We start from the raw sequence: 15,983 nt of genomic DNA, 5'->3' as shown, positions 1-15,983 counted from the left end.
GTTTCGGTGCGGAACCCGGTCGCGGCGTCACCGATTCCGCACTCGCGGAGCCGCCGGTTCGACTCGGGTTAGACCACGCGGTTCCGCAGGTCGTCGTCGCCGGCGTCCAGTTTGTCGAGGTTCTCGGCGATGATGTCGGCCATGCGCTCCCAGTACTTCGGGGTGTGGCCGGCGTTGTGGGGCGTGATGAGGACGTTCTCGAAGTCCCAAAGCGGGTGGTCCGAGGGGAGCGGTTCGGGGTCGGTCACGTCGAGCGCCGCCCCGCGGATGCCGTTGCTTCGAAGTTGGGAGACGAGCGCGTCGGTATCGACGACCGGGCCGCGGCCGACGTTGACGAGGACGGTGTCGGGGGCCATCGAGGCGAACGCGTCGGCGTCGACGAGGCCGCGGGTGGCGTCCGTCAGCGGGCACGCGATGACGACGTAGTCGGCGCGGGCGAAGGCGTCGTGGAGGCCCTGCTCGTCGTCGAAGCCGACGACCTCGTCGGTCGGGCCGCCCTTCTCCGGCGAGTAGCGCACGCCGACGGTCTCGACGCCGAACGGGTCGAGTCGGTCGACGACGGCCTCGCCGAGCGCGCCGAGACCGACGACGGCGACCGTCGAGCCCTGCAGTTCGACCGTCGGGTACGACTGCCAGACGCTCGCGTCTTTCTGTCGCTCCGCGACGTGGAAGCGGCGGGCGAAGTAGAGGAGGCTCCCGAGGACCTGCTCGGCGATGTTCGGGCCGTGGACGCCGGAGGCGTTGGTGACGGCCACGTCGCGGGCCTCGAACGCCTCGATGGGGAGATGGCCCGTGCCGGCGAACACGCAGGCGAACAGGTCGAGGTTCTCGGCGGCTTCGAGGTCGTCTTCGGTCGCGTCGAACCCGGTCGCGACTTGGACGCGAGAGAGGAGGTCGCGCTCCTCTGCCGGGGTCGTCGCGAGGGCGACCTCGCGGTCGGGGAGGCGCTCGCGGAGCGTTTCGGCGTACGCCTCGGCAGACAGTCCGTGAATCTTCTGCCGAAGCACCGCGATGTCTGGGTCGGACATGCTCGATGATTCTCGAAGGCGGTGATGAATCTGTCCGATTCGGGCGGGGAGGACCGGTCACTCGATGGGCTCGCGCCGCCGCGGGCGACGTTTCGAAATCGTCCGGGTGACCGCGACCGCATCGACTGTCGGGTCGACGACGAACCGCGTACCGTCTTCGCCGAGTTTCCACGCAACGGGCGCATACCCCTGGGGGGCGGGGCCGCCGTCGACGAAGACGAGGTCGCCCGTCTCGTCGCGGAACACGACGGGCTCTCGCGGTTCGTCCGGCTCGTCTGCGGTCATTGACTCGGAGCTACCGCGCACGTTGTGATAAACCTCCGTCTCTGGTTATCAGACGCAGTATTTAGTGGAAGTAGCCCGAAAAAACTGATAGCAGTCGCCGACATTTACGTCATCTTGAAATTATCTCTAACCGTACCGTAATGCGCTGCGCAGAGGCCGTCGGGATGTCGCCCCCGGAGCGTGGTCGAGCGGCGACGCGCCGGGCCGCGGACGCGCCGCGCGACCGGAACACGGCCGGAGCGGCGCTCGGACGCGCGGTCTCGAAACCGTCGGACGCCGCGTCGGTTCAGGGGGTTTAATACCCGAGCGAAGTGCTGTAGCGGTATGGAACGCGTAGATGTCGCCATCATCGGCGGCGGTCCGGCCGGCACGTCGGCGGCACACGCCGCGGCCTCGGCCGGAGCCTCCGCTCTGGTCCTCGAAAAGGGCGTCCCCCGAGCAGACCGACCGGGCCTCGGGCCCGATTCGACGGACGCGGCCGGTATCCTCGACTACTGGGTGGACATCATGGGCATCCACCCCGACGAGTTCCCCGACGACGTCGTGCTCGACATCCTCGACCGCGCGGAGTTCATCGGGCCGAACGAGTCGCTGACGCTTCGGAGCACCGGTATCGACTCCTCGTACGACGAGTTCGGCTACACCTTCCACCGCGCGAAGTTCGACGACTGGCTCCGCAGTCGCGCCGAAGACGCCGGCGCGGAGTACCGCGTGAAGGCGTCCGTCCGCGACGTGGAGACCGACCTCGACGCCGCCGGCGACGACCCCCGACACGTCGTCCGCCTCGCCAACGGCGAGGACGTGGGCGCTGATTTCGTCGTGCTCGCCGACGGTCCCCAGCGGACGGTCACGAACAAGGTGCTCGACGACCTGCTTCCGTTCCCCATCACGGACCGCCTGTCGTCGACCGAGGCGAACCACATCGCCTACCAGGAACACCGCGAGTTCCCGCCGGAACTGTTCGACGAAGTCGACGGCGCAATCAAGTTCTGGTGGGGCTACATGCCGGGCCACACGGCGTATCCGTGGATTTTCCCGAACGACAACAACGTCTGCCGGGTCGGCCTCACGATGCCCATCGGCCTCGACATCGACGAGGTCGAAGACCGCGAGGCGTACAACCTCCTCCGCGAGGACGACGAGCGCATCCCGCAGGGCCGGGAGTACGTCCGCCGTCTCCTCGAACAGGAGTACGGCGACGAGTACGACATCGACGAGGACTTCCCGCTCGTCGAGGACCGCGGGAAGACGAAGGGCACCGAGACGTACGCCATCTCCTCGACGCGACCCATCGACTCGCCCGCGTCTGCCGGCATCGCCGTCACCGGCGGCGCGATGGGCGCGACCTCGGCCTTCCACGAGGGCGGCGACCACGTCGCGGTCCGGACGGGAGCCATCGCCGGCGAACTCGCCGCCGAAGGCGACCTGAGCGACTACAACGAGCGCTGGAAGGACGCCATCGGCGACGAGATTCTCCGCAACGTCGCAATGGCCGAAATCGTCCACGACTACGGCCCCGGCCAGTGGGACAAGACGTTCAAGGCGGCCCGGAAGCTCCTCGAAAAGGACGAGGGCTACAAGGCGTTCGGCGCTTCGAAACTCACCGCCGGGTTCAGCGCCGCCAAACTCGCCACACAGTACCAGCGGACGAAAGTGAAGTACCGCAAGGGCAAGTACGTCCAACTGCGCGAAGACGAGTACGCGCTGTAGCCGACGGAAGGCTTATCAGGCATTCCGAATTTCTGTCAGTCGATGGCCGGCCGACCCTCTCGCCGTCAACTGCTCCGTCGCGGAGCCGCGGCCGTCGGGGTGGGGCTGACCGGCGGGCTCGCGGGCTGTTCGTCGCTTCGAGGGTGTACGTCGGCCGAAATCTTCCTCCGGGCGGAACTGGTCGGAAAGGCACCCGACGGGGCGACTGTCGTCGACGCCGCCGACCCGCGGGTTGCTAACAGCCCGTGGGTGCTGAAGGTGGTCGAGGCGGCCGCCGAGGGCCACCCGCGCGAGTCGAGCATCTCCGACTGCCTGAGCGACTACGACGCCCTCCGGGCGGACCTCGACGCGCTCCCGTCGCTCGACCGGTCCGAAGACCGCCTCTACTTCATCCGCGTCGACGGCCAAGTCGTCCGGCTTCGAGCCGTCTTCTTCGCCGGCGACGACGCCCGCCGGTCGGAACTCGTTTTACCCCCGGCGCGCTAGGGCCGAGTGCGTACCTCAAGTCCCCGTCCGAGTGTTCCCACTTCGGGAGCGATGACAGCACGGCGAACCCGGGTGCGCAATAGCAACTGGCCGGCTGACGCCGGCGTACTTCGGAACGTCCGCGCCCGAAAGACGGACCGCCCGGCACGAGGGTTTCCCGGTCGACGCGGCACGCCGCCTCGGGATGAGACCGGCCGTTAGTGTTCTGGGCGACATTCTACGCCCGAAGAGAGGTGTCACTACGAGGAGGGCGTACTGTTTTCTTCGCTTCCGCACTACTGTACGTGTCTCAAAATGTCGCCACTCCCCGAGTCCATTCGTCGGTTCGAACCAAGCCGTCGAATCCGACACGTCATCTACTACCTCACCGGGCTCGTGTTACTCATCGTCCTCTACACAGTGGCATACAACTACGCACTAGCGCGGCTCGAAGGCGCCAATCAGTCCATTTTCGCCTCGTTCGAGTTCGTCATTCAGACGATGACCACCACGGGCTACGGGCAAGACTCGGACATCTGGAGCCATCCGCTGATGTTCCTGTTCGTCGCCTTGATTCAGATTTCCGGTATCGCAGTCGGGTTTTTCACTCTCCGTCTCATCATCATTCCCCTGTTCACCAGCGCCGAGGTCAACCTCGACGACCGACTCAGCCCGAAAAACGGCCACGTCATCATCTGTGAGTACCGCCGGGACTCTGCAATTCTCCTGGACGAACTCAGAGAATTTGGCATCGATTACGTGCTCATTTCGTCCTCACGGGAAGACGCCGAATCACTCTCAAACCGTGGCTACGCCGCCATTCACGGCTCTCCACAAGCGACGACAACGTTTGAGCGGGCCAGCATCAAGACTGCACGGACGGTCATCACCGACGCCGGCGATGCGAACGTCAACACGATACTTACTGTCCGAGGAGTACGGCCTGATATCGACGTCATCGCGCTGACCGACGACAGCAGAATGGAGGAGATACTGCGCACCGTCGGCGCAGATACCGTGCTGTCACCGCACGGCGTCTTAGGACACCGTCTCGCAGAGAAAGCCGTCGCCTCGTTCAGCTCTGAACTGCGAGACACCATCGAACTCGGGGGAGACACGAGACTGATGGAGCTCCCAGTCTCCGAATCGAGCGAGCTCGTGGGGCGTAGTATCAGAGAGACCAGGGTTAGAGAGCGAACCGGTGCCAACATCGTCGGTGCGTGGCTCGACGGCGAGCTACAGTTGCCACCCAGCCCAGACGCAGTCGTCCGTCCGAACACCGTTCTGTTAGTGTCCGGGGAGGAGGCCGCACTCAAGAACCTGAGCGAGTTCACCCGACCACCCCGGTCGTTCACCGGACACGAGCGTTTCGTGCTCGTGGGGTTGGGAGAAGTCGGTCGCGCCGCAAAGTCGGTCATCGAGGAGTCCGGCGGTGAAGTCGTCACAGTCGACGTCGAGGACCGCCCGGGCGTCGATATCGTCGGCGACGGAGGGGCCCGGGAAGTGTTGCTCGCCGCAGGGGTCGAAAGCGCCGGGGCAATCATCATCGGCGTCCCAGACGATTCGATTGCGCTCTTGACGACCGTGCTCGCACAGTCTATCAACCCCGAGATAGAGGTCCTCACCCGGGTTGGAGACGCAGAGGCCACCCAGAAGGCGTTCAGCGCCGGCGCCGACTACGTCCTCTCGGTCCCGCGAGTGAGCGCGAGGATGGTCGCAAAGGAGCTTCGAGGTGAGGACGTCCTCGCGCCGGCGAGCCAGATTCGCCTCGTTCGCGTGCCGTCCACACCGTTTTCGGGGTCGACACTCGGAAACTCCCGCATCTACGAACGAACCGGCTGTCGCGTCATCGCTATCGAGGACGGTGACGGACAGACAGTTTCGGTCGACCCGCAGCGGCAGTTCTCCGGGGACGAGCGAATAACCATTGTCGGGGGTGACGAGGCGGTACAGAAGTTCCTCAAGCGATTCGACGTCTCCCCAACTGACCTACCCTGATAGTCGACCTCGGTCGGCAGCGTGAGACACGACGTTCGTCATCGGCGCCGATATCACGCTTCTCACCTATGGCGTCGGGAGCGTGATTGGAGTGACGCTCGTCGGCTGACGAATGAGGCCCGTTGGGAGACCGCTATCGGTCTCCGAACGTACCGGACCGCGCGCCGAGGGCGGTGGCTATCGTCCGGCGGTACCGGGCGGCCAACGCCGTCACCACGAGTCGGTCGCGGTCGTTGACGCCGAGCGCGACGAGCGCGCCCACGTACGTCACCACGCCCAGCGCCGCGCCGGCGACGGCGACGAGCCCGCCGCTCCCCGCCCCGACCAGCGCCTCACGGACGAGGAGCATAACGCCGGCCGCGGCGACGCCCGCGCCGAGAGGTTTGAGAAACGTCGCGTCGAAGGGCCACAGCCCCTCGAAGCGCCGCAAGAGGACGACCTGAATCGAGTTCTGGACGGCGATTGCGACGGCCGTGCCGAGCGCCGCGCCGACGAGGCCGAACGCCCGAACGAACGCGAACGTGAGGAGCGTGTTCAGGACGGCCAAGAGCCAGTCGAGCGCCATCCGGGCGTACTGGTGGTCGGTCATCATGAGGAGCCACCCCGTCGCGCCGACGGCGCTCCCGACCAAGACGCCGCCGAGGTAGACGACGAGCGGGACGTAGCCCGCCGTGAAGTTCGGGCCGAACACGGAGAGAATCGACCGCCCGTACACCGTGAGCACAACCAGAATCGGAACGACGCAGGTGACGATGAGTCGGGTCACCGCGGTGTACACCGCGTTGAGGGTCTCCATCTCGTCGTCGGCGTAGAGCCCCGACGCGACCGGCGGCAGGAGCATGTTAAACGAGAGGAGCGGAATCCACGCCAGCGTCACCAAGACGAGCACGACATTGTACACTCCCGCCGCCTTCGCGGTCAGGAGGAAGCCGACGAGCATCACGTCCACGCGGTTCTGAAACACCTTCCCGAGACTGCTCAGCGCGATGGGGGCCGAGTGGTTGTAGAACCGCCGGACTTCGGAGCGCACGCCGCGGAGACCCGGCCGGATGCCGCTCGCCGAGACGACCATCGGAAAGCCCAGTACCACGAGTCCGGCCATCCCGACGACGAACGCGCCGGCGACGCCGACCAGCGAGTACCCGAGGGCCATCGCGCCGACGGCACCAACCAGCCTGACCGACGGGCGGAGGACGCGGTTGAAAATCGCCTCGCCGCGGGCCGACTCCACGGCCCTGAGGACGCCGGCGTGAACCCGAACTAGTCCGATGAGGACGACGAGCGCCGCGAACAGGTGTATGGTCGGCGGGAACTCCGGGTGCGAGACGGTCGCGTCGTTGAGCCAGTCGCTCGTGAGGACCAGCCCGCCGGCGAATCCGAGACCGACGACGAGCGTCGTCAGATACGCCAGCCCCACCACTCGTCCCTGCCGCGCGGGGTCGTCGTCGTCCGCGGAGAGGTACCGCTGGAGCGTCGGGACCGACCCGAAGTTCACGAGTCGGAACAGGAGTTGGGAGACGCGCCACGCGAACGCGTAGACGCCGTAGGCGACGGGACCGAGGCCCTGTGCGAGCGCGTACTCGGTCGCCGTCGTCAGCGCCCGCTGGAGCGACTGTCCGCCGGAGGCGACGACCGCGCCGTGGCCGATGGTCAAGAGCGCCTCGCGTTCGTCGTCGGGGATGTCGTCGTCAGACGTGTCGCCGGGAGTCTCGTCGTCGGGAGGGTGGTCGCCGGGAACGCCGTCGTCGGCTGGTTCGGGGGGCACTGTCGCGTCCCTGTCGCTTGTCGGGGTCGAAAATAAGTCGCTTGATTCGCCCGTGGCTGACCCCGGCGGGTCAGGTCGGCGTCAGGCCGCAGTCGGCCGACCGACCGCCTCGCGGACGAACTTGCCGAGCAGGCCGAGCGTCGCCGCCCCCATCGCCGCGGCGAAGACGACGACGAACACCGAAAGCGGGTCGCCGAGGTCCGAAAGCGCCCGCGAGCGGACGAAGTTCGCGGCGAGAACGGTCGTGACCGCGAGCAGGACGACGCCGCCGAAGTTCGCCAGCGTCGAGTTCGGCTCCGCGACCGCATCGCTGTTGAGCAAGACGAGCACGACCGCGATGGCGAAGGGCGTGCCGACGAGACCGAACGCCAGCACCAACACGAGAAGCGGGAAGAACGCGCCGCCGAGGAACGCTCCGACGCCGGAGAACAGCGCCACGCCCGCGAGGAGCGCGCGGTACCGGTCGTCCGAGAGGTCAGTCCCCCAACCGAGTTTGTCGGCGACGAGGTACGGCGGGACGACGGTGTTGCCGCCGAGCGTGGAGACGGCCGCGCCCAGAAGGCCGAGGAGGAACAGCCACTTCGCGTTCGCGCCCGCCAGCGGGCCGAGCGCCTGCGCGGCCGCCACCGCCGAGAGGTCGCTCGCGGCCACCTCGGGAGTGTGGAGGACGCCCGCGGCGACGAGGAAGATGGCGAGGCTGTAGACGCCGAAGGCGACGAGCATCGACGCGCCCACGTCGAACGTCGCCAGTCCGTAGTCGCGGGTCGTCCAGTCGCGGGCGCGCATCGTGTACGAGTGCATCGTGATGAGCGTGATGTGGACCGCGCCCCCGAGGATGCCGGCGGCGACGAGCGCGCCGTCGACCCCGGCGGGGATGCGCGGCACGAGTCCGCCGGCCGCGGCCGCCGGGTCGATGGGGACGAAGAACAGCGACGCGAGGAACGCGACGACGACGGCCGCGACGAGTCCCTTCGCGAGGAGTTCGACGAAGCGGTAGCCCCGCCCGGCGAGGCCGGCGGCGAGGACGACCGCCCACACGACGCCCCATACCCGGGCGTCGAGGCCGGTTATCGTCGCGCTCACGTCCGCGAGTCCTTTCATGATGACCAGTTGGGCCAGCCCCGCGGCCAGCACCGCGTCGGCGACGAGCACCCACGCCCAGCCGTCGCCCAACTCGCGTTCGACCACGCCCACGAGTCCCGACTCGGTGAGCAGTCCGAGTCGCATCGAGAGGTACTGCGCCGACGCGCCGAGGACCGCCGAGAGCACCACGACCCACAGCATCGCGTAGCCGAACGTCGCGCCGGCCGTGAGCACGGTCGCCATCGTCGCCGGCCCCGCCGCGACCGCGCCCGCGACCCACGACGGGCCCATCTCCGAGAGATATCCCCGCCAGTCGCCGTCTGTCACCGCCGATACGTCGAGTCTGGGTTCGTTCATGCCGTCGTGGTCTCGGCGGTCGTCACAAAAGTGTTGCTACTGGGTGTTACAACCGGGTAATCGCATCGGGAGCGCGACGGACCGGCACGCTACCTTTTATTTGGCGCACCTGAGTGTCCTAGGTAATGACCGATGGAGGTAGCGGAGCGGTGGGGATTCTCGTCGTCGCCGACTCGGGCGTCGCGGCGGCGGTCACCGAGGCCGTCCGCCGTCGGGAGGCGCGGTTCGAGGTCGAGGCGGTTCGGACCGCGACTGCGGGGCTGGACGTGCTCGGGAGCGCCGACGCCGGCTCCGACTTCGACTGCGTCGTCTCGGCGGCCGACGCGGGAGAGTCGGACGCGCTCGACTTCCTCGCCGCGGTTCGGAAGCGAGACGCGGGGCTTCCGTTTTTCGTCGTTGCCGGCGGCGAGCCCGAGATGACGGCGAGCGACGCCCTCGACGCCGGCGTCACCGACTACGTCCAGGCGCAGGACGCGGAGGGATACGACGAGTTGGCCGTCCGGGTCGAGCGGGCGGTCGCGGCGTCCAACCGGCGGCCGGTCGACCCGTCGCTCGTCTACGAGCGCGTCTTCGAACAGATACTGGAGGGGGCGTGCCTGTACGACCGCGACGGTCGGTTCGTACTCGTGAGCGACTACCTCGCCGGGTTCTACGGGACGACGCCCGCCGAACTCGAAGGCGAGCGGAGCCTCCTCGTCGAGACGATTCGCGAAGAACGCCCGGGCGACCCGTATCAGCGGCTCTTGGACGGCGAGGCAGACTGCCTCGAAGGCGAGACCGAACTCACCACGCCGGACGGCGAATCGCGGATACTGAGCTACCGCTTCGCGCCGCTTCGGGTGGCCGGTGAGGTGGTCGGCGTCATCGCCGTGTCGAGGGACGTCACCGAACGACAGGAGCGAGAGCAGAAACTGAAACGCGCCCGCGAGGAGTATCAAGAACTCATCGACGGGATGAACGACACCGTCTGGGTCCTCGGCCTCGACGACCAGATTCGCACGGTGAACGAGACCGCGGTGGAACTGCTGGGTTACTCGCGGGAGGAACTCCTCTCGATGACGGTCCACGACATCGACGCGGGACTCAGCAACGACGAGATTTCGGCGCTCATCTCCCAGATGCCGACCGACGGGACGCAGGTGTTCGAGACGGTCCATCGGGCGAAAGACGGTCGGGAGATACCCGTCGAAATCAGTTCGAGCCTCGTGACCTACCGCGGGGAGACGGTCGTGTTGAGCGTCGCCCGCGACATCACGACGCGGAAGCGCTACGAGGCGGAGCTCCGCGAACAGAACCGCCTCCTCGAAACGCAACGCGACGAGCTCGCCGTGCTGAATCAGGTCGTCCGCCACGACGTTCGCAACGACCTGCAGTTGGTGACCGCCTACGCGGAACTGCTCGGCGAGCACATCGCCGACGAGGAGGCGCGGGAGTTCGTCGAAATCGTCCGGAAGCGAGCCAACCACGCGGTCGAGCTGACGGAGACGGCGCGGGACATGGCCGAGATGATGAGCAGTCGAGGCGTCGAAAACGAGACGGTTCGGCTGCGACCCGTACTCGAATCCGAACTCGCGTCGCTCCGGGATATGGCACCGGACGCGACCGTGACGGTCGAGTCCGAGATTCCTCCGGTGGCGGTGCTCGCCGACGACATGCTCGGCTCCGTCTTCCGGAACCTCCTCACGAACGCCGTCCAGCACACCGACAAGGACGAGCCGAGCGTCGAACTCTCCGTCTCGGAGTCCGAGGCGAAAGACCGCGTCGTCGTCCGCGTCGCCGACGACGGGCGCGGGATACCCGACGAGCGGAAGGAGACCGTCTTCGCCAAGGACGAAAAGGGACTGGAGAGCCGGGGAACCGGCCTCGGGCTGTATCTCGTGCAGTCGCTGGTCGAGACGTACGGCGGCGACGTGTGGGTCGAGGACAACGACCCCTGCGGGTCCGTCTTCGCGGTCGAACTCCGGACCGCCGATGACGGTCAGGCGGACTCGGACCAGTCGTCGCCGACGCGGTCGTAGCCCATCATCTGACTCCCCTCGTGTTCGGTGAAGACGACCTTCTGGTTCGACTCCGGCACGCCGAACCGCTCGGCGACGGCGTCGATGACCGCGAGGGCGAGGTCGCGCTTCTGGTCCGCCGACCGGCCCGCGCGGATGTCGGCTTGCAGCACGACGGTCTTCCCCTCGGTCGCCCGGCCGAGGTGAATCGCCCGGACCTCGCGGACGCTGACGGCGGCGTAGTCGGTGTCGGCGTCCATCCGCTCGGCGTACAGCTCGGCCATCTCGGCCGCGAACCGGTCCGCCTCGCGTTCCGTGACCTCGAAGTCGAGGTCGAACTGGAGGTGTGGCATCTGCGCGCGCCGCGGCCTACAGGTCCGCCACGTCTTCGATGGCGTCGGTGAGCGCCTTGATGGACTCCACGTCGTGTTCGCCCATGTGGCCGATGCGGAACGTCTTCTCGCCGAGCGCGGAGCCGTAGCCGTTCGAGAAGGCCATGTCGTACTTCTCCGAGACCTCCTCGATGGTGGCGGCGACGTCGATGCCCTGCGTGTTCTCGATGCAGGCGACGGTCTGGGACTCGTAGCCCTCCTCGGGGAACATGTCGAAGTGCTCGTAGGCCCAGTCACGGGTGTACTCGGCCATCTCGCGGTGGCGCTGGTCGCGCCCCTCGTGGCCCTCTTCGAGCATGTACTTCATCTGCTTGCGGTACGCGAGCATGATGGGTATCGCGGGCGTGGAGTGGGTCTGGCCCTTGCGGTCGTAGTAGTCGAGGGCGCGCTGGAAGCCGCCGTACCACGACGCCGAGTCCTTCGACAGTTCGCGCTCGTAGGCGTCTTCGCTGACGGTGCAGATGGCGAGCCCCGGCGGCATGGCGAACGCCTTCTGCGACGAGGCGAAGATGACGTCGATGTTGTGCTCGTCGATGTCGACGTAGTCGCCGCCGAGGGCGGACACCGCGTCGACGACGAAGTAGGTGTCCGGGTACTCGGCGACCACGTCGCCGATCTCCTCGATGGGGTTGCGGACGCCGGTCGAACTCTCGTTCATCACGGTGGCGACCACGTCGTAGTGCTTGTCGCTGGACTCCAGCGCCTCGCGGATGTCCTCGGGCTTGATGGCCTGTCCCCACTCGTACTCGATGCGGTCGACGTTCTTGCCGAGGCGCTCCGCGACGTTCGCGTGGCGCTCGCTGAAGCTCCCGCAGGTCGGCACGAGGATGTTCTCGTCGACGAGGTTGAGCGTCGAGGACTCCCAGATTTCGGTGCCCGACCCCGTGAGAATCATCACGTCGTTGTCCGTGCCGAGGAACTCCTTCGTGTCCTCGACGATGGTCGTATAGAGGTCGGTCATGCGGTCCATGCGGTGGCCGAACATCGGCTGGCACATCTCCGCGATGACGTCCTCGCGCACCTCGGTCGGACCGGGGATATACAGCGTCTTGTCCTGATAGTCGTCCGTGTATTCGCGTTTTTCCGTCACGTCATCCACCTGAATACGGACCACTGAGTCGCGGGCGATGATGGTACTTGTGATTGCGACACTCGTCGCGGAGGACTACAGAGTGCTAACACGGGGCAAAACGAGCGGTGACGACGAGTGGACAATGAAGCCGGAGCGAGACGGGCCAGTCGAGGCTCAGTCGTCGGCTTCGGCCGACTCGGCCCGCGGGACCGTTACGTCGGTCAGGCCGGCTTCTATCTGCTCGCGCCGACCTTCGAACTCGCCGGGGAGGACGAGGCGGCCGCCGAGGTCGTCGAGGGGTTCGTCGGCGGTGTAGCCGGGGTCGCTCGTGGCGAGTTCGAACAGCACGCCGCCGAACTCGCGGAAGTAGACCGACCGGAACCAATGGCGGTTGATTTGGGCGGTCGGGCGCAGGCCCTTCGACTGGACGGCCTTGCGCATCGCCTCTTGGTCCTCGTCGGTCGGCGTCTGGAAGGCGACGTGGTGGACCGTGCCGAGGCCCTGTCGACTGCTCTCGATGGTCGGCAGCACGTCAACGTACTTCCCGACGGTGCCGGTCGCGGCGAACCGCGTCCGCTCGTCGCCGGGGGTGTCGCCCTGTGCTTCCTCGGTTCCGACGCGCTCGAAGCCCATCGTTTCGAGCAGGTCCTCCGTGGGTTGGGGGTCGGCCAGCCAGAGCGTCACGGAGTGGAAGCCGCGAATCGCAACGTCCTCGGGGACGAACTCGGTCCACGGGACGGTCGGGTCGTCGTCGGGAACCTCGACTTCGACCAGTTCGACCGGGAGGCCGTCGGGGTCGCTGAAGGGGAGGACCGTCTCACCGAATCGCTCGACTCGGTCGTCGTAGTCGACGCCGTACTCGTCGAATCGGTTCTCCCAGTAGTCGAGGCTTCCCTCGGGCACGCGGAACGCGGTCCGCGAGACCTGCCCGGTGCCGACCTTCCCCCGCGAGAGGTTCTCCCACGGGAAGAACGTCATGCTCGTGCCGGGCGTCCCCTCCGCGTCCGTGAAGAAGAAGTGGTACGTGCTGGGGTCGTCCTGATTGATGGAGCGCTTGGCGAGGCGGAGTCCGAGCGTCTCGACCCAGAAGTCGAGGTTCTCCTGTGGGTCGCCCGCGATGCAGGTGACGTGGTGGATTCCGGGTGTGGGCGTGATGTCTGCCATGGCCAGTCCTACGGGCCGGAAGGACTTGAGTATCCGCTGACGCGAGTGTTACCGGGTCGGGGCACGGTCAGCGGCGTCGGCACGGACCCGGCAGTCGAGTCGGCGAGACGCACGTTTTTGTCCATTGACGATGACGATTGATGTATGGAAACCCGCGCACTCGGTGACACCGGCCACGAGAGTAGCATCGCAACGTTCGGCGCTATCGCGCTCAACTGGCTCGAACAGGAGGGCGCGAACCAGATGGTCGAACACGTCCTCTCGAAGGGCGTCAACCACTTCGACGTGGCTCCGACCTACGGCGACGCGGAGCTCAAACTGGGCCCGAAGCTCCGCCAGCACCGCGAGGACATCTTCCTCGGCTGTAAGACCCAAGAGCGGGGCTACGAGGGCGCAAAGCGGAAGCTCGACCGCTCGTTCGACCGCCTCGGCGTCGATTACATCGACCTCTATCAGGTCCACGGCCTCGAATACGAGTCCGAACTGGACGAAATCACGGCCGACGACGGCGCGCTCGCGGCCTTCCGCGAGGCGAAAGACGAGGGGAAAATCGGCCACATCGGGCTGACGAGCCACGGGAACCCGGGGCTCATCCGCGACGCCATCGACCGCATCGACGACCTCGAAACCCTGATGTTCCCGCTGAACCCCGTCGTCATCGGCAAGGGCGACGACGAACACGACTACGCGGGCGTCTTCGAGGCGGCCGAGAAGGCCGGTATCGGTACCCTCGGCATCAAGGCGTTCGCCCGCGGGCCGTGGCCCGACACCGACGAACTGCCCGAGGCCGACCGACCGTTCCCCAACTGGTACGAACCGGTCGACACTCCGGACGAAATCGCGGAGCGGTTCGACTTCGCGGCCGCGCAGGGCCTCACGAGCGTCGTCACGCCGGGCGACCCGAAGCTCGTGGCGATGGTCCTCGACGCCGCGACGCGGTACAACGGCATGGACGAGACGGCCCAGCGGTCGCTCATCGAGCGCCTCCGGCACGACGAGAGTCCGGTTCCGGAGCAACTGCACCACTAACGAGGCGAGACGGCCGCCACCTCGATTTCCACCTGCCGCCAATGGACGTTCCAACGACCGTCACGGCCGCCCTCGACGACCGGCCGGTCCGGGGCGCGGTCTGTCTGGAGGCCGGCGCGGGAACCGGGAACACCACCGCCGGACTCCTCGACGCGGGCGCGAAGCGGGTCTACGCCGTCACCAACGACCCGGAGCACGCGACACTCGTCCGCGACCGCGTGGCCCCGTCGCCGACGGACCGAGCGAGGACCGTGGTGCTGGAAGCCGACGTTCGGAGCCTCCCGCTCGCCGACGACTCGGTAGACGTCGTCACCGCCCACGGGCTGTTCAACCTCGTCAGTCCCGAGTCGCTCGCCGCCGTCGCGCGCGAGCTAACCCGGGTCGCCGCGCCCGGCTGTCACCTCGTCGTCGACGACTACGAACCGCACCCCGACGACGCCGCGGTTCGGGAGTTGTTCGCGCTCGAAAACGCGGCGAGCCAGTTGGCCCGCGGGCGGCCCGCGCTGACGTTCTATCCGGCCGACGCGCTCAGGGCGCTGTTTTCGGGACACGGCTGGCGCTTCGACCGCGAACTGACCCTGCTCGACCCGGTCCCGTGGTCCGAAAGCCACGTCGAGGCGCACGCGTCGGTGGCGAAGTCGCTGGCGGCGGAGGTCCCCGGCGAGATGGGCGGGTGGCTTGCGGACCAGGCTGACCGCGTCGCCGACGCGGTCGAATCGGAGTCCACGGGAGAGATGTACAGCGTGGCGATGCGGCTGTCCGACTCGCGGACGGACGCGACAGAGTAGGCGCGGCCGCTACTCCTCGCGGTCGAACGTCACGGCGTCGAACCAGCCGTCGACGACGCCCTTGAGCGCGCCCGTGGTACTGCCGAGATTGATGAGCTGATAGCCGTTCTCCGCCTTCTGGTTCACGTCGTCCATGCCGAAGCCGAGGCCGCCGACGGGGACGCCCGCCTCGACCGCGGCCGAGCGGATTCGCTCGACTGCGTCCTGCACGTCCGGGTGGTCTATCTCGCCGGGGTGGCCGAGCGCCACCGAGAGGTCGAACGGGCCGATGAAGACGAAGCCCAGTTCGGGCACGTCGAGAATCGCGTCGAGGTCCGAAAGCGACTCGGCGGTCTCGATGGTCACGCCGACGAGCGTCTCGCGGTCCTCGCTTGCAACGTAGTCGTCTGCGAGGCCCCAACGGCGGGCGCGGGGCGACGCGAGGCCGCGGTCGCCGGGGCCGTCGCCGTAGGTGAAGTGGGCCGACCGGACCGCCTCGCGAACTTCCTCGGCCGACTCCACGCGCGGGAGGAAGACGTTCCTGACGCCGAGGTCGAGGACCTTCCGGACGAACGTCGGGTCCGTCGTCGGGAGCCGAACCAACGGCTCGATGCCGGTTCGCTCCGCCGCGCGGAGGAGGCCCTCCATCGCGCCCGAGTCGAGCGGGCTGGGCCCGCCGTGTTCGAGGTCGAGCCACACGAAGTCGAGGCCGAGTTCGCCGTAGAACTCCACGAGCGTCGGGCTGTAGGTGTTGTCGAGGACGCCGAGCGCGACGCCGCCGGCCTCGATTCGGGCGCGGAGCGCGTTCGATGATGGTGTCTCTACCATGTTCGTGATACGACACGTGTCTGGAAAAAGGGGCGTGACGACC

14 protein-coding genes are annotated in these 15,983 nt (G+C 67.3%); 6 read left to right on the top strand and 8 right to left on the bottom strand.

Annotated features, from left to right (window positions below):
* Window positions 1-68 precede the first annotated feature (68 nt).
* Both AUR65_RS05715 and AUR65_RS05710 read right to left on the bottom strand, forming a co-directional pair.
* Window positions 69-1,028 carry a D-2-hydroxyacid dehydrogenase gene (locus tag AUR65_RS05715; RefSeq protein ID WP_058569092.1) on the bottom strand — a complete coding sequence of 320 codons (960 nt, stop codon included), beginning with the start codon at window positions 1,026-1,028 and terminating at the stop codon, window positions 69-71.
* 57 nt (window positions 1,029-1,085) lie between these two features.
* The gene (locus tag AUR65_RS05710; protein WP_058569091.1) at window positions 1,086-1,313 is read right to left on the bottom strand and encodes a hypothetical protein; all 228 of its coding nucleotides are present in this window, start codon (window positions 1,311-1,313) and stop codon (window positions 1,086-1,088) included.
* A gap of 324 nt (window positions 1,314-1,637) precedes the next feature.
* Here AUR65_RS05710 and AUR65_RS05705 point away from each other — a divergent pair, with 324 nt between their 5' ends.
* From AUR65_RS05705 to AUR65_RS05695, 3 genes are all read left to right on the top strand, one after another.
* Complete coding sequence (locus AUR65_RS05705) at window positions 1,638-3,023, top strand: NAD(P)/FAD-dependent oxidoreductase (RefSeq protein WP_058569090.1); 1,386 nt, start codon at window positions 1,638-1,640, stop codon at window positions 3,021-3,023.
* A 42-nt stretch (window positions 3,024-3,065) separates the two neighbouring features.
* A complete protein-coding gene (locus AUR65_RS05700; RefSeq protein WP_058569089.1) occupies window positions 3,066-3,509 on the top strand; it encodes a hypothetical protein in 444 nt (147 codons plus the stop codon).
* Between the two features lie 294 nt (window positions 3,510-3,803).
* On the top strand, window positions 3,804-5,486 hold the full coding sequence (locus AUR65_RS05695; protein WP_058569088.1) for a potassium channel family protein: 1,683 nt from the start codon (window positions 3,804-3,806) through the stop codon (window positions 5,484-5,486).
* 133 nt (window positions 5,487-5,619) lie between these two features.
* On the opposite strand, the gene AUR65_RS05690 is transcribed toward AUR65_RS05695, so the two are convergent.
* Both AUR65_RS05690 and AUR65_RS05685 read right to left on the bottom strand, forming a co-directional pair.
* Window positions 5,620-7,167 (bottom strand): lipopolysaccharide biosynthesis protein, encoded by a 1,548-nt coding sequence (locus AUR65_RS05690; protein ID WP_058569142.1) that lies wholly within the window; start codon window positions 7,165-7,167, stop codon window positions 5,620-5,622.
* A gap of 165 nt (window positions 7,168-7,332) precedes the next feature.
* A complete protein-coding gene (locus tag AUR65_RS05685) occupies window positions 7,333-8,691 on the bottom strand; it encodes an NRAMP family divalent metal transporter (protein ID WP_058569087.1) in 1,359 nt (452 codons plus the stop codon).
* A 149-nt stretch (window positions 8,692-8,840) separates the two neighbouring features.
* Between AUR65_RS05685 and AUR65_RS05680 the strand changes: the two genes are divergently transcribed.
* Window positions 8,841-10,709 carry a PAS domain-containing sensor histidine kinase gene (locus AUR65_RS05680; protein WP_058569141.1) on the top strand — a complete coding sequence of 623 codons (1,869 nt, stop codon included), beginning with the start codon at window positions 8,841-8,843 and terminating at the stop codon, window positions 10,707-10,709.
* On the opposite strand, the gene AUR65_RS05675 is transcribed toward AUR65_RS05680, so the two are convergent.
* From AUR65_RS05675 to AUR65_RS05665, 3 genes are all read right to left on the bottom strand, one after another.
* Entirely contained in the window at window positions 10,670-11,041 is a 372-nt protein-coding gene (locus tag AUR65_RS05675; protein ID WP_058569086.1) for a tautomerase family protein, read from the bottom strand. The two genes, AUR65_RS05680 and AUR65_RS05675, sit on opposite strands and share 40 nt — an antisense overlap.
* A 16-nt stretch (window positions 11,042-11,057) precedes the next feature.
* Window positions 11,058-12,170, bottom strand: a complete 1,113-nt coding sequence (locus AUR65_RS05670; protein ID WP_058569085.1) for a pyridoxal-phosphate-dependent aminotransferase family protein — start codon at window positions 12,168-12,170, stop codon at window positions 11,058-11,060.
* Window positions 12,171-12,326: 156 nt separating this feature from the next.
* Window positions 12,327-13,316: a VOC family protein gene (locus tag AUR65_RS05665; RefSeq protein ID WP_058569084.1), complete on the bottom strand. Its 990-nt coding sequence runs from the start codon at window positions 13,314-13,316 to the stop codon at window positions 12,327-12,329.
* Between the two features lie 144 nt (window positions 13,317-13,460).
* On the opposite strand from AUR65_RS05665, the gene AUR65_RS05660 reads away from it, so the two are divergent.
* Entirely contained in the window at window positions 13,461-14,345 is an 885-nt protein-coding gene (locus AUR65_RS05660) for an aldo/keto reductase (protein ID WP_058569083.1), read from the top strand.
* Between the two features lie 41 nt (window positions 14,346-14,386).
* Window positions 14,387-15,133, top strand: a complete 747-nt coding sequence (locus AUR65_RS05655; protein ID WP_058569082.1) for a class I SAM-dependent methyltransferase — start codon at window positions 14,387-14,389, stop codon at window positions 15,131-15,133.
* Window positions 15,134-15,142: 9 nt separating this feature from the next.
* Here AUR65_RS05655 and AUR65_RS05650 read toward each other — a convergent pair whose 3' ends face one another.
* Window positions 15,143-15,940, bottom strand: a complete 798-nt coding sequence (locus AUR65_RS05650; protein ID WP_058569081.1) for an HpcH/HpaI aldolase family protein — start codon at window positions 15,938-15,940, stop codon at window positions 15,143-15,145.
* Window positions 15,941-15,983: the final 43 nt, after the last annotated feature.

This window comes from Haloferax marisrubri (genome assembly GCF_001469875.2).
Classification (GTDB): Archaea; Halobacteriota; Halobacteria; order Halobacteriales; family Haloferacaceae; genus Haloferax; species Haloferax marisrubri.
This window is presented reverse-complemented; position numbering and strand designations above follow the sequence as displayed.